General features: G+C 44.2%; 20 protein-coding genes, 1 tRNA gene, 1 pseudogene and 1 riboswitch. Of the genes and pseudogenes, 14 read left to right on the top strand and 8 right to left on the bottom strand.

All coding sequences use genetic code 11. The features are described 5' to 3' along the window. Nucleotides 1–31 precede the first annotated feature (31 nt). The 7 genes from mnmG to deoC all read left to right on the top strand — a co-directional run bounded on the left by mnmG (nucleotide 32) and on the right by deoC (nucleotide 7190). Nucleotides 32–1903 (top strand): tRNA uridine-5-carboxymethylaminomethyl(34) synthesis enzyme MnmG, encoded by a 1872-nt coding sequence (mnmG, locus tag C9991_RS03680; protein ID WP_106811738.1) that lies wholly within the window; start codon nucleotides 32–34, stop codon nucleotides 1901–1903. A gap of 50 nt (nucleotides 1904–1953) precedes the next feature. Continuing rightward, nucleotides 1954–2484 (top strand): adenine phosphoribosyltransferase, encoded by a 531-nt coding sequence (locus C9991_RS03675; RefSeq protein WP_106811250.1) that lies wholly within the window; start codon nucleotides 1954–1956, stop codon nucleotides 2482–2484. A gap of 321 nt (nucleotides 2485–2805) precedes the next feature. Next, complete coding sequence (gene uvrC, locus C9991_RS03670; RefSeq protein WP_106811737.1) at nucleotides 2806–4641, top strand: excinuclease ABC subunit UvrC; 1836 nt, start codon at nucleotides 2806–2808, stop codon at nucleotides 4639–4641. A gap of 444 nt (nucleotides 4642–5085) precedes the next feature. Then, nucleotides 5086–5538: a D-aminoacyl-tRNA deacylase gene (gene dtd, locus C9991_RS03665; RefSeq protein WP_106811249.1), complete on the top strand. Its 453-nt coding sequence runs from the start codon at nucleotides 5086–5088 to the stop codon at nucleotides 5536–5538. A gap of 3 nt (nucleotides 5539–5541) precedes the next feature. Continuing rightward, a complete protein-coding gene (locus tag C9991_RS03660; RefSeq protein ID WP_106811248.1) occupies nucleotides 5542–5847 on the top strand; it encodes a hypothetical protein in 306 nt (101 codons plus the stop codon). A 16-nt stretch (nucleotides 5848–5863) separates the two neighbouring features. Further along, the gene (locus tag C9991_RS03655) at nucleotides 5864–6193 is read left to right on the top strand and encodes a nucleotide pyrophosphohydrolase (protein ID WP_106811247.1); all 330 of its coding nucleotides are present in this window, start codon (nucleotides 5864–5866) and stop codon (nucleotides 6191–6193) included. Between the two features lie 52 nt (nucleotides 6194–6245). Then, nucleotides 6246–7190, top strand: coding sequence for a deoxyribose-phosphate aldolase (gene deoC / locus C9991_RS03650; RefSeq protein WP_106811246.1), 945 nt, complete (start codon nucleotides 6246–6248; stop codon nucleotides 7188–7190). Between the two features lie 159 nt (nucleotides 7191–7349). Here the strand turns inward: deoC and C9991_RS03645 are convergent, their stop codons facing one another. Further along, a complete protein-coding gene (locus C9991_RS03645) occupies nucleotides 7350–8327 on the bottom strand; it encodes a polyprenyl synthetase family protein (protein ID WP_106811245.1) in 978 nt (325 codons plus the stop codon). Nucleotides 8328–8417: 90 nt separating this feature from the next. Between C9991_RS03645 and polA the strand changes: the two genes are divergently transcribed. Beyond that, complete coding sequence (gene polA / locus C9991_RS03640; RefSeq protein WP_106811244.1) at nucleotides 8418–11180, top strand: DNA polymerase I; 2763 nt, start codon at nucleotides 8418–8420, stop codon at nucleotides 11178–11180. A gap of 224 nt (nucleotides 11181–11404) precedes the next feature. On the opposite strand, the gene trhA is transcribed toward polA, so the two are convergent. Next, nucleotides 11405–12055 carry a PAQR family membrane homeostasis protein TrhA gene (gene trhA, locus C9991_RS03635; protein ID WP_106811243.1) on the bottom strand — a complete coding sequence of 217 codons (651 nt, stop codon included), beginning with the start codon at nucleotides 12053–12055 and terminating at the stop codon, nucleotides 11405–11407. 131 nt (nucleotides 12056–12186) lie between these two features. Then, nucleotides 12187–12424, top strand: a riboswitch (cobalamin riboswitch). A 136-nt stretch (nucleotides 12425–12560) separates the two neighbouring features. Between trhA and C9991_RS03630 the strand changes: the two genes are divergently transcribed. Together C9991_RS03630 and C9991_RS03625 are read left to right on the top strand one after the other, a co-directional pair. Beyond that, on the top strand, nucleotides 12561–13889 hold the full coding sequence (locus tag C9991_RS03630) for a DUF5074 domain-containing protein (RefSeq protein ID WP_157949348.1): 1329 nt from the start codon (nucleotides 12561–12563) through the stop codon (nucleotides 13887–13889). A 324-nt stretch (nucleotides 13890–14213) separates the two neighbouring features. Then, nucleotides 14214–16127, top strand: a complete 1914-nt coding sequence (locus C9991_RS03625; protein WP_106811241.1) for a TonB-dependent receptor plug domain-containing protein — start codon at nucleotides 14214–14216, stop codon at nucleotides 16125–16127. A gap of 108 nt (nucleotides 16128–16235) precedes the next feature. Here C9991_RS03625 and C9991_RS03620 read toward each other — a convergent pair whose 3' ends face one another. Together C9991_RS03620 and C9991_RS03615 are read right to left on the bottom strand one after the other, a co-directional pair. Further along, nucleotides 16236–16787, bottom strand: a complete 552-nt coding sequence (locus C9991_RS03620; protein WP_106811240.1) for a DUF3332 domain-containing protein — start codon at nucleotides 16785–16787, stop codon at nucleotides 16236–16238. A 106-nt stretch (nucleotides 16788–16893) separates the two neighbouring features. Then, the gene (locus C9991_RS03615; protein WP_157949347.1) at nucleotides 16894–18951 is read right to left on the bottom strand and encodes a DUF5686 family C-terminal domain-containing protein; all 2058 of its coding nucleotides are present in this window, start codon (nucleotides 18949–18951) and stop codon (nucleotides 16894–16896) included. Nucleotides 18952–19217: 266 nt separating this feature from the next. Here C9991_RS03615 and C9991_RS03610 point away from each other — a divergent pair. The 3 genes and pseudogenes from C9991_RS03610 to C9991_RS03600 all read left to right on the top strand — a co-directional run bounded on the left by C9991_RS03610 (nucleotide 19218) and on the right by C9991_RS03600 (nucleotide 20829). Continuing rightward, a tRNA-Ile gene (locus C9991_RS03610) sits at nucleotides 19218–19291 on the top strand. A gap of 353 nt (nucleotides 19292–19644) precedes the next feature. After that, nucleotides 19645–19875 (top strand): annotated as a pseudogene (locus C9991_RS03605) (IS4 family transposase); the annotation flags it as partial. A gap of 225 nt (nucleotides 19876–20100) precedes the next feature. Next, nucleotides 20101–20829 (top strand): DUF1349 domain-containing protein, encoded by a 729-nt coding sequence (locus C9991_RS03600; RefSeq protein ID WP_106811238.1) that lies wholly within the window; start codon nucleotides 20101–20103, stop codon nucleotides 20827–20829. On the opposite strand, the gene C9991_RS03595 is transcribed toward C9991_RS03600, so the two are convergent. Both C9991_RS03595 and C9991_RS03590 read right to left on the bottom strand, forming a co-directional pair. Beyond that, a complete protein-coding gene (locus C9991_RS03595; RefSeq protein WP_106811237.1) occupies nucleotides 20818–21573 on the bottom strand; it encodes a response regulator transcription factor in 756 nt (251 codons plus the stop codon). The two genes, C9991_RS03600 and C9991_RS03595, sit on opposite strands and share 12 nt — an antisense overlap. Before the next feature lie 184 nt (nucleotides 21574–21757). Continuing rightward, nucleotides 21758–23215 (bottom strand): DUF3843 family protein, encoded by a 1458-nt coding sequence (locus C9991_RS03590; RefSeq protein WP_106811736.1) that lies wholly within the window; start codon nucleotides 23213–23215, stop codon nucleotides 21758–21760. Between the two features lie 121 nt (nucleotides 23216–23336). Here C9991_RS03590 and C9991_RS03585 point away from each other — a divergent pair, with 121 nt between their 5' ends. Next, nucleotides 23337–24122: a hypothetical protein gene (locus C9991_RS03585; RefSeq protein WP_106811236.1), complete on the top strand. Its 786-nt coding sequence runs from the start codon at nucleotides 23337–23339 to the stop codon at nucleotides 24120–24122. A 48-nt stretch (nucleotides 24123–24170) separates the two neighbouring features. Here the strand turns inward: C9991_RS03585 and C9991_RS03580 are convergent, their stop codons facing one another. Both C9991_RS03580 and C9991_RS03575 read right to left on the bottom strand, forming a co-directional pair. Further along, nucleotides 24171–24785 (bottom strand): radical SAM protein, encoded by a 615-nt coding sequence (locus C9991_RS03580; protein WP_106811235.1) that lies wholly within the window; start codon nucleotides 24783–24785, stop codon nucleotides 24171–24173. Nucleotide 24786: 1 nt separating this feature from the next. Continuing rightward, a complete protein-coding gene (locus C9991_RS03575; RefSeq protein ID WP_232823232.1) occupies nucleotides 24787–25644 on the bottom strand; it encodes an energy transducer TonB in 858 nt (285 codons plus the stop codon). Between the last annotated feature and the right edge of the window lie 148 nt (nucleotides 25645–25792).

The following is a 25792-nucleotide window of genomic DNA, read 5'->3' as shown; positions in this document are numbered from 1 at the left end:
TACCATACAAAATATTATTGACAATCAATATATGAATTTTAATTACGACGTTATCGTTATAGGCGGCGGACACGCCGGTTGTGAGGCTGCAGCAGCGGCAGCCCGAATGGGTGCCAAGACGTGCCTAATAACGATGGACATGAACAAAATAGGACAGATGAGTTGCAACCCAGCCGTTGGCGGTATTGCCAAGGGACAGATAGTGCGCGAGATTGATGCCTTAGGCGGCGAGATGGGTCTTGTGACCGATGCCACATCCATACAGTTTCGCATGCTCAACCGAGGCAAGGGTCCTGCAGTATGGAGCCCGAGAGCACAATGCGACCGCGGCAAGTTTATTTGGGAATGGCGCTCACGTCTCGACCGTATAGACGGGCTAGATATTTGGCAAGACGAAGCCTGCGAGTTGCTTGTGAAGAATTGCGAGGCAGTGGGGGTCGAGACGGTCTGGGGGGTAACGTTCCACGCCAAGGCTGTAGTCATAACAGCCGGCACCTTTCTCAACGGACTGATGCACGTTGGCAGACGTAAGGTGCCAGGAGGACGATGTGCCGAACCAGCCGTACTACAATTCACTGAGAGCATTACACGTCACGGCATAACATCGGCAAGAATGAAGACGGGAACTCCCGTGCGTATAGATCGTCGATCGGTTCACTTCGAGGATATGGAGTGTCAGCCAGGCGAGACCGACTACCACGGATTTTCGTACATGACGGCTCCGAAACACTTGAAACAGCTTCCGTGTTGGACAACATACACCAACAAAGAGGTGCACGACACACTGCGCGACGCCATTGCCGAATCCCCACTCTACAACGGACAGATAAAGTCTACCGGACCTCGCTATTGTCCGTCTATTGAGACAAAACTCGTAACGTTCCCCGACAAGGACCAGCACCCGCTGTTTCTAGAACCTGAAGGCGAGAATACCAACGAAATGTACCTTAACGGATTCTCCTCGTCTATGCCTATGGACGTACAGCTTGCCGCTTTAAAGAAGATTAAAGCTTTCAGAGATATCAAGGTTTACCGACCGGGCTATGCTATAGAATACGATTACTTCGATCCTACACAACTTAAGCCTTCATTGGAGTCGAAGAAAATAAAGGGCCTCTTCTTTGCTGGACAGGTAAACGGAACCACAGGATATGAGGAAGCTGGCGGGCAAGGTACTATGGCAGGTATTAATGCCGCCCTACTCTGCGGTGGCTCTGAACCGTTCATCATGAAACGCGACGAGGGTTATATAGGAGTCTTGATAGACGACCTTACGACGAAGGGTGTTGACGAGCCTTACCGCATGTTCACCTCTAGAGCCGAGTATCGCATACTTCTACGACAAGACAATGCCGACGCACGACTCACAGAACGTGCTTATAACTTAGGTCTAGCTTCTCGAGAACGCTACGACCTATGGCTTAAGAAGAAGGCAGAAACCGAACGTATCATCAACTTCTGCAACTCTACCAACGTTAAGCCTCGCGACATAAACGCGGCTCTCGAATCGTTCGGCACCACACCAATGCAGTTTGGCGCTACAATAGCAAGCCTTGTGGCTCGTCCACAACTAAGCATCAAACAACTCGCCTCTGTCCTTCCTTCCCTCAAGGCGGCGCTCGATACAGACGACGCAAGACAGGAGGAGATTGTGGAAGAAGCCGAAGTATTGATAAAGTACGACGGTTACATAAAGCGCGAACGACAGATTGCCGACAAGATGCACCGGTTGGAAGACATCCGCATAAAGGGACATTTCAACTACGAGCAACTTCACGAGATATCAACAGAGGGTAGACAGAAGCTTATACGCATAAACCCTGAAACTCTCGGACAGGCATCGCGCATTCCTGGTGTATCGCCAAGCGACATCAACGTACTGCTTGTACTGATGCACAGGTAAAGTTTCACGTGAAACAAAAAGAATAACAAACATATAATAAACAGCTGAAAATGAACAACAAACTATTGCTTGACAATCTGCGTTGCATACCAGATTGGCCAAAGAAGGGAGTCAACTTCCGTGACGTTACCACACTCTTCAAAAACAACAAATGTCTGCAAGAGATTTGCGATGAAATGTACGATCTCTACAAGGACAAAGGCATAACCAAGATTGTCGGCATCGAGTCGCGCGGCTTCGTTATGTCGTCTGCCCTCGCCCTTCGTCTGGGTGCAGGTGTTGTTCTTTGCCGCAAGCCTGGCAAACTACCTTGCGATACAGTACAGGAAAGCTATGCCAAGGAGTATGGCAAGGATACTATAGAGATTCATAAGGATGCCATCGATGAAAACGACGTTATCCTTCTGCACGACGACCTTCTTGCAACAGGCGGCACAATGAAGGCTGCTTGCAACCTCGTTAAGAAGTTTCACCCTAAGAAGGTATACGCCAACTTCATCATCGAGCTTGTAAACGAAGGTCTTAACGGACGCGAAGGTTTTGACGAGGATATCGAAATTTCATCGCTGATACAGATTTAACAGGAACAGGAGTCTTGCTGGCTAACGACTAGCATCAACACTGACAATCAACAGGAAAGAGCTGTACATGCTTTGAAACAAAAAACAGGCGCGACAGGCTACAAGCCTGCCGCGCCTTTGTATAAGAGCAAGATAACAGAAGAGATATACTCTACCGTTACATACCTTACAGTTCCACGTGAAACAACAATTATCAAACCTCTTAGTTTCAAAGCACTTACAGATAGAACAGGCAAAACAAACATCAGACAACACTGTACCAACAACAGGCAGTCGAACACCACAACAGTAGGTAGCTCATCATATAAACAACAGGCAACCATGACAAAGGAAGAAAACGCAAAGCGCATAGAACGTCTTAAGAACATCGTACTCAACATGCCAGAAAAACCGGGCAGTTACCAATTCTACGATGCAAGCCACACTATAATATATGTAGGCAAGGCTAAACGTCTTAAACAGCGCGTCTCAAGCTACTTCCACAAAGAGGTAGACAGGTTTAAAACAAAGGTGCTGGTATCAAAGATTGAGGACATCAGCTACACCGTCGTCAATACAGAGGAGGATGCCCTACTACTGGAAAACTGTCTTATAAAGAAGTACAGCCCACGCTACAACGTTCTTCTTAAAGACGGCAAGACCTACCCAAGCATCTGTGTTACTAACGAATATCTACCTCGAGTCTTCAAAACACGACATATTAATAAGAAATATGGAACCTTCTTCGGACCATACTCCAACACAGGCAGTATGTTTGCCGTGCTCGAACTTATACACAAACTTTATAAGCCTCGCACTTGCCGTATTCCTATAACAAAGGAAGGCATCGAAAAGGGAAAGTATAAACCGTGTCTCGAATACCACATACACAACTGCAAAGCCCCATGTTGTGGCAAGCAATCGTTGGAAGATTATCAAGCTTCCATCGCACAGGCTCGTGAAATATTGAAAGGCAACACGCGCCAACTATCGCAACACGTATACGAGGAAATGCTACAAAAAGCCGAAGACTTGAAGTTTGAAGAAGCCGAAGAGTTGAAACAAAAGTACCTTCTCATCGAAGGATTCTGTGCCAAGAGCGAGGTTGTTAGTCACACAATAACCGACGTCGACGTTTTCACTATTGTCGACGACACAATTAGTAACACAGCTTTCATCAACTACATACACGTCAAGAATGGCTCTGTAAACCAAAGCTTCACATTCGAGTACAAACGTAAACTATATGAAACCGACCGCGAATTATTGCTTACCGCAATACCCGAAATACGCGATAGATTCCAAAGTAAAGCTAAGGAAATAATTGTTCCGTTTGAAATGGACTGGCAACTTTCCAAGGTTACATTCATAGTTCCGCAGCGTGGCGACAAAAAGCACCTTTTAGAACTTGGCGAGATGAACTGCAAGCAATACAAGTTCGACCGATTAAAGCAGACTGAAAAGCTTAACCCCGAGCAGAAACAAACCCGTCTGATGAAGGAGCTACAACAAAAACTGCAACTTCAAAAGCTGCCGTATCATATAGAATGTTTCGACAACTCCAATATATCTGGTACCGATGCCGTGGCAGGATGCGTCGTATTCAAGAGCATGAAACCATCGAAGAAAGACTATCGCAAGTACAATATCAAAACAGTTGCTGGCCCCGACGACTACGCCTCAATGCAGGAGGTTGTACGCCGACGCTATTCACGAATGATAGAAGAAGGCACTACCCTGCCCGACCTCATCATTACCGACGGTGGACAAGGACAAATGAACGTAGTGAAACAGGTTGTCGAAGGCGAGCTACACCTTAACATTCCTATCGCTGGACTCGCCAAGAACGACCATCACCGCACCAACGAGCTGCTCTTTGGCAATCCTCCTATGACCATAGCTATTAAAACCGACTCAGAACTGTTCCATGTATTGACGCAGATTCAAGATGAGGTGCACCGCTATGCCATAACCTTCCACCGTGACAAGCGATCGAAGCATGCCTTACACAGTGCACTCGATGATATAGCAGGAATTGGACCCGTCACACGCGACCGTCTAATCAAAGCCTTCAAAAGCGTCAAACGCATACAAGAGGCATCTATAGAAGATATAGAAAAAGTTGTGGGAGCAGCAAAAGCTACAAAGATAAAAGAAGCATTAAAAAAGACAGAATAAAGGTTGAAACAGACCATAAAACAGACAAAAGAGCCCAAACAGAAAGATATAAAAATGCGCCAAGATCTCACGACCGTAGCGCACACACAGAGAAGATTATGTAAATCTTCCTTGCCTGCTACGACTCTCACGAGCCACAAACAAGCCAATCCTTATATCAAATTATACTAAAAACTAAAAGTCTTTACCTAATCTGTAGTTCATACTTTATATTATACGTAAAATTACTATTCTGTTTCACTTTGCAAATTTATCAAATTCCTATGAGATTTCAAAGGAAAACTAATAAAATCGATAACAAATGGATAGTATTTTATATGATTTTTAATTATTACTTGCCCGTATCGGAATTTTATAATATCTTTGTATAGTAAAGTGATAAAAGGCGCCAAGCCTCCAAAACACATATAAAACAACCAAAATATAAAAAACCAAAACTGATATATGAGAACAGTTATACAGCGTGTGCAGCACGCATCTGTCACCATAAACGGTTCTATTAAGTCGAGCATTGGCAATGGCTTCCTTCTGCTCCTCGGCATCGAGGCTACCGACACATCCGAGGACGTTGACTGGCTTGTGAAGAAAGTGTCTGCCCTACGCGTATTCGACGACGAGAACGGCGTTATGAACCGCTCTATCATCGACGTTCAGGGCGAGGCATTAGTGGTTAGCCAGTTTACGCTATACGCATCATATAAAAAGGGCAACCGCCCATCATGGTTCCGTGCTGCAAGCCACGATATTTCTGTTCCGCTATACGAGGAGTTTTGTAACAAACTTTCAGCAGCCCTCAGCAAAGAAGTGGGCACTGGAGAATTCGGAGCCGACATGAAGGTAGAGCTACTCAACGATGGTCCGGTAACAATCTGCATGGACACCAAAAACAAGGAGTAAGCAATGAAGGATAGTACAAAGGATTATATATCTGTAATCGCATACATCCTGAACTTTATAGGCTTAGTAATGTTAAGCACTTCTAAGTCGTGGGGAGCAGAGATTGCATGGTATAAATTTACGGGATGTATGTTGATAATGATAGGTTTCAGTATTAATACCTACATTGATTTTCCCCACCCTTTCCGTGCAGCCAAGAGGTCTAAAAAGATAAGGACTATATTCCGTATTTGTTTCATTGCGACGTTCGCCATATGGCTTGTATACATCCTATTTATGAAACTTATGGGATATTCGATGGAGATATAAATAGCACAATAAAGATATGACAATAAAGGAAGCGCAAGAGGCGGTAGACCGTTGGATAAAGGAGTATGGCGTGCGCTATTTCTCCGAGCTTACCAATATGGCTTGCCTTACAGAGGAAGTGGGCGAACTTGCCCGCATTATGGCTCGCCGCTATGGCGACCAGAGTTTTAAGGAGGGCGAATCGCACGACCCGTCTGAGGAGATGGCAGACATCCTTTGGGTGCTCATCTGCCTTGCCAACCAAACCGGTGTCGACCTTACCGAAGCCCTGCAAAAGAGCTTCGACAAGAAAACAAAACGCGACAAAGAACGCCATAAAAACAACCCCAAACTATATAAAGAATAGAATCTATAATATATAGAAAGCGAAGTAAACAACAAACCAAATAAAAACAGAAATGGGAATTATTAAAGACATTATCCTGAACGATCTGGAGAACCAGAATGCTCAGCAAACCCCGAGCAAGTATGAAGAGGCGCTTGCCAAGTACAACACTAATATCGACGACCAAGAAGTACGCGATGCCGTACGCAAGATTATCGCCGAGAAAGTACCCGAAAATGATAACATGGACGTTAAGCGTTTTCTTTTCGGCAGCATTGAGCTTACAACCCTCAAGACTACCGATAGCGACACAAGCGTATTGGCATTCACCGAACGTGTAAACGACTTCGACAACGAATATCCCGATCTACCCCATGTAGCTACAATATGCGTATATCCTTGCTTTGCCAAGACTGTAGCAGAGTCGCTTGAGGTAGACGGTGTAGAAATTGCTTGCGTATCAGGCTCATTCCCTTCTTCTCAGGCTCGTATCGAGGTAAAGGTAGCTGAGACATCGCTTGCTGTTGCCGACGGTGCTACAGAGATTGATATCGTTATGCCAGTAGGCAAGTTCCTCTCTGGCGACTACGAAGGTGTATGCGACGATATTGCAGAGCTTAAGGCTGCCTGCGGCGAGGATGTTGCCATGAAGGTTATACTTGAAACTGGTGCCCTCAAGACAGCATCTAACATCAAGAAAGCATCCATCCTTTCTATGTATGCTGGGGCTGATTACATAAAGACCTCTACTGGCAAGCTTGAGCCCGCTGCCACCCCAGAGGCTGCCTACGTTATGTGCCAAGCCATTAAGGAGTACTACGACAAGACTGGCATACAGATAGGTTTCAAGCCCGCTGGCGGCATCAATAGTGTTATGGATGCACTTATCTACTACACCATCGTTAAGGAGGTTCTCGGCGAGAAATGGCTCACCAACAAGTGGCTTCGTCTCGGAACATCACGTCTTGCAAATATGCTGCTTAGCGAGCTTAAGGGCGAGCAGATAAAGTTCTTCTAAGAGATAAAAGATATACTATAAACACTAGATATACTAGAAACACTATAGACAATATAAAAAAAAAAGAGCTAAGCCTCTTTAAGCCTTCCTATGCCCTATGGCTCAGAAAGGCTTAAAGAGGCTTAGCTCTTATATATAGAGAGAGGCTCCCTCTCCCTCTTACTTCGTTCTCTTAATCACATAGTCCAGATAAGCCTGCAATGCCGCCTTAACATCCGGCTGCTGCACCTTATCATCCAAGAAACGCTGCGCCTCCGCATGAAACTCCCACATACGGCTCTCAGCATATTCAATACCACCCTTCTCCTTGGTATATTCAACAAGCTTGGCTATCTCCTCAGCCGACACCGCATGCTCCTTTACCTTAAGCGCGAGCTCTCTCATCGATTCATTGCCACCATTATTCACAGCATATATCACGGGTAAAGTAAGCTTTCCCTCAGCCATATCGTTACCGGTAGGTTTGCCTATCTCTGTAGAGTCGTAATAATCGAATATATCGTCGCGTATTTGGAAGATTATACCAAGGTTCTGACCGAACAACTTTGCCGCCTTGACATCCTCCTCCGAGGCTCCTGATGACAATGCACCAATACCCGAACAAGCTTCAAACAGCGCAGCAGTCTTCTGCTTAATAACGTTATAATACACATCTTCAGATATGTCCTTGCGTCCGATGTTAGACAGCTGCAGAATCTCGCCGTCCGACAACGTGCGTCCTAACTCAGCCAAATAAGTCACAATCTCTTCCGAATGTGTGCGAGCCACACACAACAGAGCTGTTGATAGTATATAATCGCCCACCAACACAGCCACCTTATTATCGTACGTAGCATTAACCGAAGCTTGACCACGTCGTTCACCACTCTCATCTACTACATCGTCATGCACAAGCGAGGCTGTATGCAACAATTCCAAACCCACAGCTGCGTTCTGCGTGGCATAATTTATCTGCCCAAAGTTCTTAGCCATTAGTAGTATCAGCATAGGACGCATACGCTTACCAGCACGCTTGCATATATGCTCAAGCGCTGAACCTAGCAAGCCGTCCTCATGCGATAGCGACTTATTAAAAAGACTGATAAAATCGGCGAGCTCCGCCTCTATGGGTTGCTTTATGATTGACAGATAATCCATTGTATTATAATATTTCGTACAAAGTTACTTATTTTGCCGGTATTAGTGACATTTTTTTTGTAATTTTACACCAAAACAATATTAAATACAATGAACAAGCTATTTCTTCTCGACGCCTATGCGCTTATCTACCGCGCATACTATGCGTTCATAAAGAACCCACGTATAAACTCAAAGGGTATGAACACATCTGCCATTATGGGCTTTGTTAATACCCTTAACGAGATTCTTACCAAAGAGCAACCTACTCACATAGGTGTTGCTTTCGATCATGGAAAGACATTCCGCGACGAAGCTTTCCCTTCATATAAAGCACAACGTGAGGAGACACCAGAGGATATACGCGCCTCGGTGCCTATCATCAAGCAGATAATAAAGGCCATGCACATACCCGTGCTTCAGGTTGATGGATTCGAGGCCGACGATGTTATTGGTACACTTGCAACCAAAGCTGGCAAAGTTGGCATTACAACATATATGCTTACACCTGACAAGGACTACGGTCAATTAGTATCCGACAATGTCTTTATGTTCCGCCCCCGACATGGTGGCGGATACGAAACCATGGGACCATCTGAAGTATGCGAGAAATATGATCTCTCTTCTACTTCTCAGGTTATCGACCTTCTTGCACTTATGGGTGACTCTGCCGACAACTTCCCTGGTTGTCCTGGTGTTGGTCCAAAGACTGCCGCTAAACTTATAGCCGAATTTGGAAGCATTGACAACATGCTTGCCAATTCGTCTAAGATCAAGGGCAAGTTGCGGGAGAAAGTAGAGAGTGCTGTAGACGACATACGTATGTCTAAATTCCTCGCTACTATTCGTACAGATGTACCTATCGACCTTAATCTTGATGAACTTAAAGTAGAGGAACCCGACTTCACCCAACTCGCCGAAATATTCACAGAGTTAGAATTCAAGTCGCTTTTAGACAAGTTTATCAAAAAGCCTCAACAACAACCCAAAGTGGCCAATATGCAACTCGATCTCTTTGCCGAAAATCCGACCAATGATGCGGTTAATGCAGATTTTTCGAGTTTTGAGAGCCTAAAAACCACTTCTCACGAATACAAACTCATTGAAACAGAGGAAGATGCGCGCAAATTATTTGACTTTTTTATTACAAAACAAATTCTTTGTTTAGATACAGAGACTACTTCTATCAATCCAATTGATGCTGAATTGGTAGGTTTGAGCTTCTCTGTTGAAGAAGGCAAGGCATTTTATGTAGCTATTCCAGCAGAACGTGAAAAAGCGGAAAGAATTGTTAATATATTTAAACCTCTATACGAGAGCTCCAAAATCCTAAAAATAGGACAGAACATCAAATACGACATGGAGGTGCTGATGAACTACGGTGTGCGACTCGCCGCTCCTATGTTCGACACCATGCTTGCCCACTATGTGCTGCAACCTGAGCAGAAACACAACATGGACATACTTGCAGAGACATTGCTCAACTATCAGACTATACACATCGACGAACTCATCGGCCCCAAGGGAAAAGCGCAAAAGACCATGCGCGACATCTCCCCTGCCGACATCTGCGATTATGCAGCCGAGGATGCCGACATTACGCTGCGTCTGTATAATGTACTGAAACCACGGCTCAAGGAAGCCGATGTCGAGGATTTGTTCTACAATATCGAGATGCCCCTTGTACCCGTGCTTGCCGAGATGGAGATGAACGGAGTGCTGCTCGATACGAATGCTCTCGCCGAGACATCCAAGGTGTTTACCGATAGAATGACGCAGATTGAGAAGAACATCTACGAACTTGCCGGACACCAGTTCAATATAGCGTCGCCCAAACAAGTTGGCGAGGTGCTCTTTGGCGAAATGAAGATTGTCGACAAACCCAAAAAGACAAAGACTGGCCAGTACGTCACTTCCGAGGAGGTTCTCCAACAGCTTCGCTCTAAGGCTCCTATCGTAGACCATATCCTCGAACACCGCGGTCTTAAGAAACTCCTCGGCACCTACGTAGATGCCCTACCCAAGCTTATCAACCCGCATACCGGACATATACACACCTCTTTCAATCAAGCGGTTACAGCCACCGGACGCCTCTCCTCTTCCGACCCAAACCTACAGAACATCCCTGTTCGCGGTGAGGACGGTAAAGAGATACGCAAGTGCTTTATCCCCGAGCCTGGATGCCTGTTCTTCTCTGCCGACTACTCGCAGATTGAGCTTCGCGTTATGGCACATCTCTCTGGCGACAAGAACATGATTGAAGCCTTCCGCGAGGGTTATGACATACATGCCGCAACAGCAGCACGCATATACAAAGAAGATATAAATGATGTGACACGCGACCAGCGCACCAAGGCCAAACGTGCCAATTTCGGTATAATCTACGGCATTACTGTCTTTGGTCTTGCCGAACGTCTGGAGATAAGCCGCGACGAGGCTAAACAGCTCATCGATGGCTATTTCGAGACATTCCCGCAAGTGCACGACTATATGGAGAAGGCCAAGCAGCTGGCACGTGAACACGGCTATGCCGAAACCTTCTTCCATCGTCGACGCTATCTGCCCGACATTACCTCGCACAATGCTACCGTGCGCAACTTTGCCGAGCGCAACGCCATAAACGCTCCTATACAAGGCTCTGCAGCCGATATCATCAAGATTGCTATGATTAGAATATACGAGCGTTTCCGTCGCGAGGGCATCAAGTCGAAGATGATTCTTCAGGTACACGACGAACTCAACTTCTCTGTTCTGCCCGAAGAGAAAGAGCAAGTTGAAAAGATTGTGCTTGAGGAAATGCAGAATGCCTACACACTTCAGGTTCCGCTCGTGGCAGACTCAGGTTGGGGAAATAATTGGCTAGAGGCACACTAATCTGACGCAGTCAGAATTAGGAGTTTTGAATTTTGAATTAGGAGTTATTCTCGGCTTCGCCTGCGATTTTGAATTTTTCAGTTCTGAATTGATAGGTTGCTATATATAAAATGAACGCTCGTTTCAATTGATACTAATCCAAATATCAATCGAAACGAGCGTTCATTTCTATTTAAACAAGACAGCTATAAAGCCATTCTTTCATTATCTCCACCAATTCTATATTACAACCATTTCATCAGTATATCCCACACGGCTACGATATGGCATACCGAGCCGGCGAGTACGAAGAAATGGAAAACTGTATGCATGAAGCGACGCTTGCGTAGACAGTAAAACAAGGCACCGGTGATATAGCACACACCCTCGGCAATTATCCATATTACGGCAGACGGACCCACACTATGAAGCAGCGGACCGAAAGCCACAAGCACACTTAAGCCCATAACTACATAGCACACCGTCTCTACATAACTATGCTCCTTAAGTCCCATGAAACTCTTTACGGTTCCGGCTATCGCCGCAAGCCATATAAAGATAAAGAGCGCCCATCCCCAATAGCCATATTCACGCAGGGCAACAAGCGTTATGGGCGAATACGATCCGGCTATGTGCCAATAGATAGCAGCATGGTCCCACTTGCGCAATCTCTCCTTCCAAGGCGACCATGCCGATAAAGCATGATATACGGTGGATGCTATGTAGCTCGACAGCATACCGAAGAGATATAATATGATACCTGCCGTTGCCCAACCATTGCGGGCCCAGCCACACCAAACAAGGAAAGCGGTACCTACAACAAGGCCAAGAATTATACCGGCACCATGCGACCACGAGTTCCAAATTTCTTCCTTATGATTAAAGTAGATTTTCATACACAGTTTTTTTCTGATTTAAAAAATACGGATATCATGGTCTTTATGCCACATATCCAAGTTATAGCTTGCTGTGCACAAAGGTAAGCATAAATTTCAATTATCAACTCTTTAGTTTCAAATAAATTAGTTACCTTTGCAACCGCAACGGTTCGCCTTCACGTATCATTATGTGCGAGAGGCGATTAAAAGGGAATGGAGTGGAAGTCTCCAACTGTCCCGCAGCTGTAAGCCGCCCTTATATCGGGCGCAAACAATATAGCCACTTGCCCAAGGTTGTTAAGCCAAGCATTATTAACAGCCCTAAGCTGGGAAGGCGTTTGCGTCTGGGCGACGAGTCAGAAGACCTGCCGAAAACATCCTGCATGGGGATGCTTGCTGAAAGAACGTCATCGATAGGCGCCTCGTGGATTGGGCGCGTATGGCAAACGTATACCAAAACATGTTTATTACACACGTTTTGCAGGTAAGCAAAAAAAACTTACATAACATTTATATAAAGCTTATGAGACATTTTAACTTCTCTAACATTCTGTCGGCAGTACTTCTTATTGCCGGCCTGTTCGTCACTACATCTGCCTTTGCACAGCAAAAGCAATATACCAATGGTGTATTTATGCTGAACGAGGGTCAATTCGGCACACAACGCGCCACTATCAACTTTCTCGACCAAAACGGCAAGTGGGAATATCGTCTGCCTATCACCATGAACAACAAGACTATAGAGCTTGGAACCACTGGATGCTATGCCACTATCTGCGGCGAGAATATGTACATTGTAAGCAAAAAGCATAAAGTCAACGACCTTGACACTTTCGACCCAACACTTGTTGTATGCAATGCCAAGACATTGGAGGCTTATGCTACTATCAACTCCATTAAGACCGAATATGGTGCTGCCGATGGACGCGCTTTCTTGCCTGTAGCCGATCTGAATAAGGGCTATCTCAGCACTACTAATGGTGTATACGTAATAAGCCTTCAGGGCTATTCGATGTTGTCGCACATCAAGGGTACTGACGGTATTGCCAACAACCAAACTGGCAATATGATATACCGTAACGGTAAGGTATATGCCGTAGATCTTAAGCGTGGATTGCTCGTTATTGATGCCGAGAAAGACGAACTACTTAAAGCCATTAACAACGAGAAAGAGGGTTACACCTACTGCTCTATCGTCGAGGCTAAAGACGGCTCTATATGGCTAACAGCTGGAAAAGGTGCAAACGGCGAAACTGCCGACCACCTCGTAAAGTTCGACCCCGAAACCGAAACAACTGAGAATATCGCTTTGCCCGAAGACGTAAAACAACCTACCAACAACTGGGGCGCTTGGAATCCCGACTGTTTTACGGCTTCTACAACAGAGAACGTTCTCTTCTGGAATGGTGCAACAGGAGCGTGGTCAAACGGACAGCACATCTACAAGTTTGATGTCGACACACATGAGACTAAGCTCTTTCTCGACTTCACTGCCGATGCCGACCCTAAGCCATACGTATATGGCGCAGCATGCCGTGTCAATCCAGACAATGGCGACCTCTATCTGAGCGTGACTAAGGGTAGCGCATGGGGCGACGAGTCGGAACTGCGTGTATACGACTCTACAGACGCCACACTGAAGTCTGTATATCCTATGGAGAAGAACTATTGGTTCCCAGAGATGCCAGTGTTCTCGCTCAAGAGTTCTGCCACATCTATATCTTCTATTTCTACAAACCTCCACGAGGTAGCTCGCTACTCTATCGACGGCAGACGCATCAACCAGCCGCAAAAGGGCTTGAACATCGTCAAGTTCTCGGATGGTTCGGTTAAAAAGGTTGTGGTAGAATAATATACGTATATTATCATCCAATCCAAATATAATAGGTTAGATTCTATTAAGCGGCTGTACGCGTGAGCGCATAGCCGCTTTGTTTTTAGCCTGTAAATACAGGCAAAAATACATTTGATAGCAAGCAAAAGTTCATTTGATAGCAAGCAAACGTACATTTGATAGCAAGCATAGATACATTTGATAGCAAGCAAAGAGCCAACGCATATATTATCTACGGCATACAAATACAATAGAAACACCGCAATAACACATGCTATAATATTAGCGTTAATTACACGTTTATATATTAAACAAACATTATACTGACACCCCATACACGATATGAACATTCTACGCCCATTTACAGCCCTCGCCATAGCAATGTTGCTCCCCCACTCCACATTTGCACAGCGTCTCGACTCCATCCATACTCTTAAGGATGTAGCCGTAGTAGGCGTGCGCCCTCATTATCTCACACCATCCCAAACTCTTAAAGGATCGATGTTGCAGAATCTATCCACCACCTCCGTAGCCGATGCTCTTAAGTATTTCTCTGGCGTACAGATTAAGGACTATGGCGGACTTGGCGGACTTAAGACTATTAATGTGCGCTCATTAGGCTCACAACACGTGGGCGTGTATCTTGACGGTATACGCATAAACAATGCGCAGAACGGGCAGATTGACTTAGGACGCTACTCGCTGTCTAATATGGAGTCGGTGTCGCTATACAATGCCAACCGCAACGAGCGCTTGCAGTCGGCTTCCGAGTATGCCTCGGCTGCCACCGTGTACATGCAGACTAAACGCCCTACAGAGACAACGTACATGCTTGAATACGGCAATGGTTCCTTCGGCCTCAACAAGCTAAAGGGATACTTTGCCTTGAAGAATATGCTCTTTATTGACGCCGAATACCAGCATACCAAAGGCAACTACAGTTTCAGCTTCCATTCGGAACAAGAGGATACTACCGGCACCCGGCACAACTCTGATATTACATTCTACCGAATTGAGGCTGCCGCATTCTATAAAGGTTTGTCTACACACATCTACTATTACAACTCTGAGCGCGGACTGCCAGGACCCGTTATCCGAAGACTGTCCGACCAATGGGATTCTACCGACCGTCAATGGGACCAGAACTTCTTTGTACAATCGTCGTATAAGCACTCATGGCAACACTTTGGTCTTAAGGCCAACCTAAAGTATGCGTACGACTATCTGCACTACCTACAAGACCCGCAGACCAATGCCTCGACAATGTACTGCAACAATCACTATGCACAGCAAGATATATACGGATCGGTAGCTGGAGCATGGAACACACGCTATCTGTCATTAACGGCAAGCACCGACCTGCGCTGGACCGACCTAAGGGCCGATGTCTACAAGTTTGCTTATGTCTATCGTATCGACTCCAAATCCCTGCTGTCTGCCATTGCCTCATATCGTGGATTCGAGGCCAATGTAGCCCTTCTATACACCCATATAGCCGACCATACACGCTCGGCTGCCGCACCTTTAAGCCAACTTACACCTATGTATCTTGCTTCATGGCATGGCGGACCGTGGACGGTACGTGCCTTTCATAAACGCATATTCCGTGCTCCTACAATCAACGACCTGTATTATACGCTTGTGGGCAACACGCAACTTAAACCCGAGTATACATCACAATGGGACTTGGGAGCCGACTATAAAGATCGTCATCTGCATCTGGCTCTCGACCTCTACTACAATAGGATAGAAGACAAGATTGTGGCTATACCTATGAAATGCCAGTTTAGATGGTCGATGGTCAACTTCGGATTGGTTAAGTCTATTGGTTTAAGCACCACAGCTGGCTACGACCGAACGTGGGGCAAATTCGCTCTATCAGCCAATGCCAACTACACTTGTCAGCAAGACCGCGACTATTCGTCGCCATTGGACCCAGAATATAAGAACACTATACCCTACTCGCCCCTACATTCAGCATCCTTGATAGTTGACCTTGGCTACGATGGCTACTCGCTCTGTACGTCGTGGCTGTACACCGGCAACCGTTTTGCGCTTATTTCTAATAATAAAGAGGATATGCTCGGTGCATGGCAAACCGTTGACCTTAAGCTGAACAAAAGGTTCTGTATAGGCCGTCAGTCGCTACAGACTACTATCGAATGCAACAACATCACCAATTCAAGACACGAAGTGGTAAAACGCTACCCTATGCCGGGACGCAACTGGAAGCTTAGCGTGCAATGGAGTTGGTAGAACAAAGCTATATTGTTCATCCATGATATGGGTTAAATTATAAGGGGGTACGGTTTGTAGACCGTACCCCCTTATATTTGTGCCTTATGTTGTATAAACGTTTGTTTATTAGCGTGTAGCATAGAAGCAAGCTCCGCTTACAGCCATACGAGTCTCAAACAAGCCAGCTGCGTCTGGTGTAACACGTATAGTGCTGCCATCGTTTAGATGAGCCTGAATGGTTCCATCGTCATTAAAACGGAAAACCTCAGTCTTCTTGCCATCCTGAATCTGCGACCACGAATTGTTCTTCTTGTCGTATACAAAGCGTATTATCTCACCCTCAGGATTCTTTATCTCATATCCGTCCTTCAATGTAGTAACGGCATAATAGCGTCCGTCCTGACCCATAATGTCCTGTGTTGTGCCTACCTTTTGCGCCAATGGGTTATTGCCTGTCCAGAATTCGATGGTATTGAGTACAAGAGCATCGACAACTGTACACACTGCATATGCTGGAGATATAAGCAAGAAGATGATTTCGTTGAGGAATTTACAGTTGGTTGCGCGCATGTTCCACTTTGCCACGCGGTTGAACAATGAGAAAGAGCCGACGCAAGACGATGTCAACAAGGCTGCTGTCATAAAGAGAGCCGACACTTTAAGATGCTTGATTTTCATAAGTTTTGGGTTTAGATGTTAGTATTGTTGTGACATATTGTATTTATACGGCTGTAAAGTTAATACAAATTGTTGGATGTACAATATGTTTTGCTTATTATTTGCCTTACCAATGACGGAATAGCTCAAAACCTACACGTACGGTAAATCCATCAACACGCCAATTGCGTTGTCCTAAGAAGGCTGCCAACGAGAAGGCACGGCACGAGAATCCGTAACCATACTCTACGTATGGATGCAGATGTCTAACACTAAGAGCATTGACGTATAGGCGTTCCTTCTCCACAAGACGTCCGGCTATAGGCACCCACGACAGCAATAGCAAAGGCGATTCATATGCCACATTGGCTCGCACATAATACTCTGAGGCATTGTACCATCCACTATTCAGAAGCTCAAAGGAGCAAGCCCAGTCGTCATTCCATCCACCTGGTATGTTCTCCTCTCTAAAGTTTCTATAGTCAAGAAAGTAGCTGTCCTTGCCCTTATGCGTGTAAAAACCCGTTCCGGCACGCATCTGCAAATAGCTAAGTGCAGACAATTTATACTTGTATTGCCCGTCTATCTCCACTCGCTCGTATGCAAGGTTTGAGCCCCAAAAGCCTTTTATGCTACGCTCGTAATCGGCTGTAAAGATTGGTCCGTTATATCCTATAGGGCGATATGTAAGCTCAAAGATAGGCGCTACTGATGTATAAGCTGCCGGACGACCTGCCACATCAAACGCACTACGGTCTATTGCTGTGCGCTTGTGTACAAGCAAACCCGTCTCCAAGCCCCATTTAGGCGATGGATCATAATGTGCTGACAGACGGAACATATGGTCGCGAAAGTATTTAAGGTTCAGCTTGTCCCAGTCGATACTGTCGCCACGCTCGTTCTTTATCGCATCCACTACCTCCGAATTGGTTATATGCCTGCCACTCGCCCATTCTGTGCGTATATAGGCATCATGCTTGCGGTCAATATAGAAGGTGAATGGAAAGTCGAAGTAGAACTGTTTCTGCTTGAAGGCATAACCCAACTTAAAGCGAGTCTCCAACATCTGGTTGTTGCTGAAGTAATAATTGCCACGAATGTCAAGACGATAAGTCAGTCCACGCTGCGAACTATAACTGAAGTAAAGCGGATTAAGCAGCGGACTAACACGGAAGTGTCCCTGGTCTTTTGAGCCAAAGCGCTGGTTGGTACGCTGAACCATATTGCGTGCCAAAGCATACCACATGCGTCTGCCAAGTATGCCCTTGCTGTCCTTTTGGGATATTGTGTCGGCAGAAGCACGGTTGCGGCGGGCATAATATCTATCAAAGAGATACTGCTCGTGGCTATTTAGTGGTATCGGGCGTATACGGTTTATAAGTGCCGTATCTCGCCTATTTGTTATAGTGTCTGATATTATCTTGGGCAATCCATACACACCTGTATATTCGGCAGTAATGTCATTGCCCATAAATAAGAAACGTGAGTTAAGAGTACAGTCGCGTGGAAACAACGATGCCTTGCCCTCATCGCCCATAGTAACTGCAAGATGAAACCTCACCATATCATATTCACCATCAAAAGCCGTCTCTATCACACGTCCTGTCTTAGTCTCCACACGTGCCCAACCTTGCACAAGCTTTGTATTGTTAAGTCTTGGTCTGAAGCTTACAAGAGCCACACCTGGTGAGAACATTGTTATACGATAACGATAGAAACGACGGTTGCGATAATGGAATGGCGACACAATACGGCCGTCTATCAACATCTCGTCGTAGATAAAGGGCGTAAGATACTTAAGTACCGTAGGCATAGTGCGCATCTCATGTGGCACAGTAGAACGTTCAAGCAATCGGGTTGCATCAAATTTGTCAGGATGCGCGTTGTTCACACGGCTATAAGTCTCGCCTACATGCTCGCGGTCGCCTCCGTGAGCCACAGCAAACATCGTAGGAATAGCAAGCAATATGGCATTGCGTTTATTGGTTCGTATGTCGTATTTAACGTAAGCATAGCTCCCGCCTTTGCCCATACCGGTAGTGTCAACCGAAGCCGCATAACCAAACACACGCTTCATAGTCTGAAGCGTGTATCGCCGGCTTGCCCCTAAAGCAGGAGTTGCGGCACATAAAGCCACAACCATAACGCAAGTCCAAACCAATATGTTATATAGACGTTGTCTCAATATCTTGCAGTCGTTTGTTCTTCTATTGCCGTTTATACATTTATTTCTGATTGTTCGTTTCGCTGTTTCACTTTGTTTCTTTTCTTTGTCTCTAATTGTTTCTTTTCTTGGTTTCTTTCTTTATTCTAATTGTTTCTTTCTTGACAATATACTTGCAAAAGTACAGAAAATAAACGTTTCCTCACATTTTTATTCTAAAAATTTGGCGTTTTCCTCAAAAAACACTATCTTTGCACCCGCAAACTTATCCCATAAGGGCATAAGTCGGACTTGTAGCTCAGTTGGTTAGAGCAACAGACTCATAATCTGGAGGTCCCTGGTTCAAGCCCAGGCTGGTCCACGCTTCTATTACAGCGACTTACGCTTCGGCGTAGGCCGCTGTTTTTGGTTTACGGGAAAACAATTGTTTGCACCTTTTTGAGATTTTAGAACTGTCATATTATACACCTTTTTAAGATTTTTCACAAGAATCACATTGATAATTAAACTTGAAAACGAGTCATACACCATCTATTACAAGGGAAAAGTGGCAATACTGCCAAAAATTCCGTGTATATGCTATTTTTTACTCAGTCCGTTGAGTAAAATTACTCAGCCGACTGAATAAAATTATTCATTATGCTGAGTAAAACAACTTGAAGCATGCTGCATAGCTCTATATTCAATAGGACTTACACCATATTTCCGCTTAAAGGCTGTACAGAGAATGCTGTCAGAATCCAAATCTCATCGGCAATTATAGCCTATTACCTCGCTGCTATCGTACAACATGATTTGCAACTTAAACGATCAACTTATGAGGTTCTTCAGATTCTAAGCATTTCTCTTATGGATAAGACACCACTCGTAGATCTCTTCGAAAGGACTGATTTCAATAATGTCAAAGAACTCGATTGTCCCCTCTTTCCGGGGTTATTTGATTAATATTTAACTGGTCCCGATTTTAACGGGACACTAATGAATTTATATGTATAATGAGATTTAAATCTCGCTATAGTTCTCTGAGCAAATCGTTGACAGTTTTAACGGGGTTGAATAACCCACTTGTGATAACAATCAGGCCTTCATTTTGGTTAAAATTGACTATTGCGGACATGACTTAATGCCTGTAACTTTGCACCATCAAAATAACTATAAAAATGTTTCATTATGAATACAAAAACACTCTTGGCTTCAGCCTTGGCTATTTTTAGTCTAACGGCCTGTTCGCCATCATCTAAGAAGGCAAAAAAAGACACATACAAGCCGACCTTCCAGATTCAGGACTGTGATGTGAAACTTGGTGGTATCCATTTCACAAAAATGATTAACGGTGCAGACAAACAAGTAAGCCAGACCGATACAATAATACGCTTCATCGCACCAGAAGGCACAGACCTTTTCATCGATCCGAATGACGGCAAACTGACAAAATCGACCGCAAAGATTCTGTTGACGACAATAGACAACACAAAGCCGTTCACATTCTCAGGACGTCTCAAGCCGGGATTCACGAAAGACGGTCTATACAATGCGGCCAATTTGATGGTCGTAGCAAACGACACCCTTTGGCAGAAATTCTGTTTTGAGCAGGACGAGCGTGGCAAACATCGTGTGGTGACCGTGAGGACTGTCGGCACATCAGACGACAATAACCATGAGGTTATCGAACAGGACAACATATATTACAAAATATCATCCGATACTCATACCATAGCAAGCTATTTCTCTCTTGATGGCAAAGAGTGGCAAATGGTACGCCTGTATAAAAACAATTATCCCAAGGAATTATATATAGGTATATGCTCACAGGCTCCGGTCAAGGGAGAATGTGTCAGCGAGTTCAGCGAACTTTCGTTGTCAACAGACAATGTAGGTGATTTCCGTTTAGGGAATTAACCCCATTGCTTTGGCAACCTTGCAGGCTTCTATGGCATTGCCGACTTTCAGTTTCTGTAAAATGTTCTGGCGGTGCCTATGAACAGTATTGACACTGATACACAGATTGTCGGCAATTTCCTTGCTCTGTAGGCCGTTGCCAATCAATCTCAATACCGCAATTTCACGAGAAGAAAGAATGTTCACATAATCATCAGTCGTCAATATGCGGCACTCTCCAGTGCGTGTATTGACGATTTTTGGTGTATCCTGATTGTCATGACATAGTGTATATATACACATATTCAGCCAATAACAGCCGTCACTCGTTCCTTCCAGCGATAACATACGGTGCCGTACCGACCGCCAAACGCCGTCCTTGTCACGCATACGGAGATTGTCACTTAGGATATAATTCCGTCTTTCATCGGGTGTCATCTTTTCAGTAAGGTGTATGTACGCAAGCTCATGGGCATGGCGCAGCATAAGATCATCCTGATTTGCTCTACTGAAGATAAACTCCTCATAAAGTGATGGAATAGTAGGACAACGCTCTTCATCCGAAAGGCCAAGCAAATCCGCTAACCCACCAAAAAAACAGTAGCTACAGTTCCTGACGAAATCACCCATAGACACAATGGCGTTCTCAGCCAAAGCATACGCTTCGGCTATATGCAGGCATCTGTCAAGTTCACCCTCATTTCCCCTTTCGGCAAAAGGTTGTGAAAGATAGAGCCTGTTTATCGGTTCAAAATATTTGTCCATCTACATTTGCCGTTGTTACAATTTATACAATCTGTCGCGTGTCTTGAAACAATCGTATCAAGGCATGATACGATTGTTTTTACAGGATGTAAATCACTAGTTCTGTCTTTAGTGGAGTCTATAAGCATCTTTGCGAGCACGCTTACAAAGAAACTTCCTATACATTGCAGTTTTAAACTTCTTGTCAATAATCATGGTCCCAATAAAGGTGTCTGCGATGATGACGAGCAATAAAGTCTATATTACGTGTAAAAATAAACTTACCCAATTCACTGGGATAGTTACCACTTAGATCACCATCCTGCAACATGTTGTTCTCAAGCAGATAATGGAGAAACTCAGGGTGCATGGCCCCCGTATTGATTAATGCATCCATAGTTTCCTTTTGCAATGTACGTGCGTCACATTTTCTATAGTATGGGTTGTAACTGCATTTTATCACATGAATAATATTAGGTGCAAAAATAATTCCTGCTTTCTCAGATATAAAGCCTACTTGTGGACCACTTGGCAAATGATGGCAAACCTCTGTCATATCCAATTCTGGCGAAATCTTAGTCAACCATTCTTTCAGTTCATTAGTGTCCTTAAAGAATGCAAGACGCTTCCCTTCCGCCCGTTTCATATATAAAGGATAGGCATGTTCGTAAGAGTTTCTTAATTCTGCTTGACGCTCGTGCATCTTGTCATACACCTCTTTCTTCGAGTTTAACAATACACCATTGATTTCCCAATCATTATCAGCATACTTCACAAGTGCTGTACAAATATATGAACCTTTAATGAAAACATCAGGATAAACATTCTTCAATTTGTACACTTCGTCCTTCGAGCTCTTCAGCACAGCATTTCCCGAATCCACATCAGAAACCTCAAATATATCCTGCTGACAATACTTAAGATTTCTCAGTTTTTCAGACTCCTCTTGCATGCCATTTTCTAAATACATATCTGCCAGCCACAGATGAGGCATCTCTGCCATTGGTCCAATCTCGCAATTCATAGAGAAAGCCGTTTCAGCATAGTACATAGATTCACCTTTACTAAACTGTCCTAAATACAAATCCAAATATTCCTCAAACCTATCTTCAGATAAAGGAGAGCAGAGCAGGTAGGAGCGACGAAGCCATATTAGCACATGCTTCAACTTGAAATAATCATTGGCCGTATCTGAGTTGTATATAAAATCATACAAAGAATCGTTCACATCAACCTCATCATCCTCGGTAAGTATATCCATAATAATATTTGCCGCATCCTCACCCATAGCTAAAGGATTGAGAAAGCGGTCGTCAAAATTTCTGGACAACACAAGCCATACCAACAGTTCTACTTCTTTGGCATTCACATCTTTCTTATCAAGAACGTGAGAATCATCATAGAAGGGCAAATGGTGTGCATATGCGAGCGAGTGCTTATGTACAAAGGCGTTCCATAACCCGATATCAGACATCTTGTCCTCATAGTAGATTGCCACATTAATGGCAATCTCTTTCTTCAGTTTATCTGCATCAGGCAAACTGATGTCCATATTCTTTATTCTATCATAAATACGATTTGCTACATCCACATACATGGGACATGGCTGAATTCCAACCGGATAGTATGGAGAGAAATCATACGGAAAAATTGTTCGCTTCATTTTTATAATAAGTATGTGTTCTAAATTATTTTGAGAAAACTTTCGCAAAGATAGCAACTCTTTATTAACAGCCAAAGATTTTTTAGTAAATTTGCAACAGACAATAAAACACTGGAGCAATATGAAAAAACTGACGGCTTTTATAATGTTATTGTTGGCAGCAATGCATGGAGCAACGGCGCAGGAAGTGTCGGGGCAACAGATACCATTGCCTTTAGCTGATGACTATAAAAATACGGAGTTTCTTCCTGTCGCACCTTCCTACTCGGACATTCTAATGATGAAGGCTTTATCTTCTTCCGAACTTCTTGCCATGCCTATAACACCACTTACGCCTATGCCGTTCGCTACAGAGCCACCGCTTGCCTACGAATATGACGCAAGCCATTCAGGGGCGATGTCGACAAAGATTTCAAAAGACTTGAAGTTTACTGCCGTTGGAACATACCGCAGTTACATAGGACTGATGGATGTGCAGTCGGTAAGTGGCAACATGCAATATAGCTTTGGAGCTATTAATATGCAGGGTGGGCTTATTGCCAACCGCTATCACTACCATAGGGGCATCATCTCGCAATACGGCATATCGGGGCAGATAGTCTATAGCTTCAACCCAAATCTTTCAGCCACCATCTTTGGCACCTATTATAATACCAATCCATTCATAAGTATGGCAGCATTCCCATTCGTGCCGACAACAAGTTATGGTGGATATATGACCGTTGGCAACAACAGTTTCTATATGAACCTCGGCGTTGAACGCCGCTATAATACGTTCGAACACAAAATGGAGACTGTGCCTATCATTTCTCCTGCGTTCAAGATATCAAATAAAGTAACCATCGAACTGCCATTGGGCGACCTCGTGAAGCATATTGTTGAGGATGTGGTTATGAAGAATCGCTGAACAGTGGGCAGTCCGCACAGACATTAATAAATATTTGGTATAAAATCATTATCTAACAACATACTCAAATTCGTCAAATCGCTCAAATCCCATTTCTCTTAATACTTGCCTACTGCGTTTCCTGTCCTCTATAGTATTGAACTCAGGTATGAGTGGTAGACGGATAATGATTCTTTCTTTGTGCTTGGCATGTGCGCATAGCCAGACAAGATTATCAATTACATGCTGGTTGCTCTTGCCTGTATAGGCTTTGTAGATGTTAGGATTCATGTCCTTGATGTCGATGATAAAGGAGTCGATGAAAGGGACTACCTCTTCTAAGTAGTAGCGAGGTACGTTCAGACTTGTCTCCATCGTAAACTGCCATCCATCAGGACATTGTTCGCAAAACTCCTTTATGAACAAACTATGCAAGAGTGGTTCGCCTCCACCAAAGCATATGCCTCCTCCCGTAGCAAGGAAGTAGAGATTGTCCATCTCCACATTTATCATCAACAGTTCTGTATCAATCTCTTGCCATATGCCGTCAGCTTCAAGACATTGTGAATTGAGACAGTACTTGCAATGAAGAGGACAACCATGAAATGCTACGAGCGTAGTAACCCCCTCACCGTCAATTGTAAGGCGATGACGGTCGATACAGATAAGTGGAGCTGTATTCATCTTATTCAGGTCTGAAATTTACAGGAACAACATATTTCATTTTCACAGCTTTGCCATTTTGTTTTGCAGGATTCCATTTTGGCATACTTTTCACAACCCTAATGGCCTCCTTGTCAAGTTCAGGGATAATGCTTCTAATTACCTTTACATCACTCAGACTTCCGTCCTCGTTTACAATAAAGACAACATTAACTCTGCCCATAGCAGCACCTTCCCTACAAATTTCTGGATAGCGTAGATTATCCTTGATGTATTTCATCAATGCAGCCATACCACCTGGGAATGAAGGCATCTCCTCTACACCACCAAATATATTGCTGTTTTCTATGGAGTCAGTATCAACAGCTGATTGCATTAAAGCGGTATTGCCTTTTTTGGATTTCTTGGATGTGGTACCTTTCCTATCATTTGAAGTTCGCTCTTTTGTTATTTCCATTCGAGGATTGCTTGGAATCTTTCCTAGTATTATATTTTGGTCTTCTGCATGTTTAGCCTCATCACTAAGCGATATATCTCCTTCCAATTGTCCGTCTCCAGATTTAGGCTCTTTTTTTTTCACTATATTAAGTTCACTTTTAGTAGCATCCGGAGATATACTTTGTACCTTTCCATCCGAACAAGCTGTCATAGCGACAAGTCCTGCTGCTATGCCTGCTACTTTAATAGCTTTTCCAGCCATTTGTCTGAGGTGCAGCTCATATTCCAAGTCTCTTAAATCTTGCTCACATTTAGGGCAAGTTCCCATACATTCGCCCTTATAATTACATTCTTCAGGTGAATAGTCTATCCCATTGGCATCTGCTATTTGTTTGCGTATTGCCTTGAGCGTATCACAAATATTGCGTCCTCGAGTTTTCATAAATTGATGTTTTATATTATTAGGTCTTCTATATTTTTTCAAAAATACAAAGAACAATCCATATACAAGAAATTTATGTGCTGTATTTTAAAAAAGGTACTGTTTTTAACATTTTATTTGTTTCAAATGCCGTATATGCCATCTTTAT

The sequence above is a fragment of the Prevotella merdae genome (assembly GCF_900290275.1).
In the GTDB taxonomy this organism is placed as follows: Bacteria; Bacteroidota; Bacteroidia; order Bacteroidales; family Bacteroidaceae; genus Prevotella; species Prevotella merdae.
Note: the sequence above shows the minus strand (reverse complement) of the source record. Positions and strands in the feature narration are given on the sequence as shown.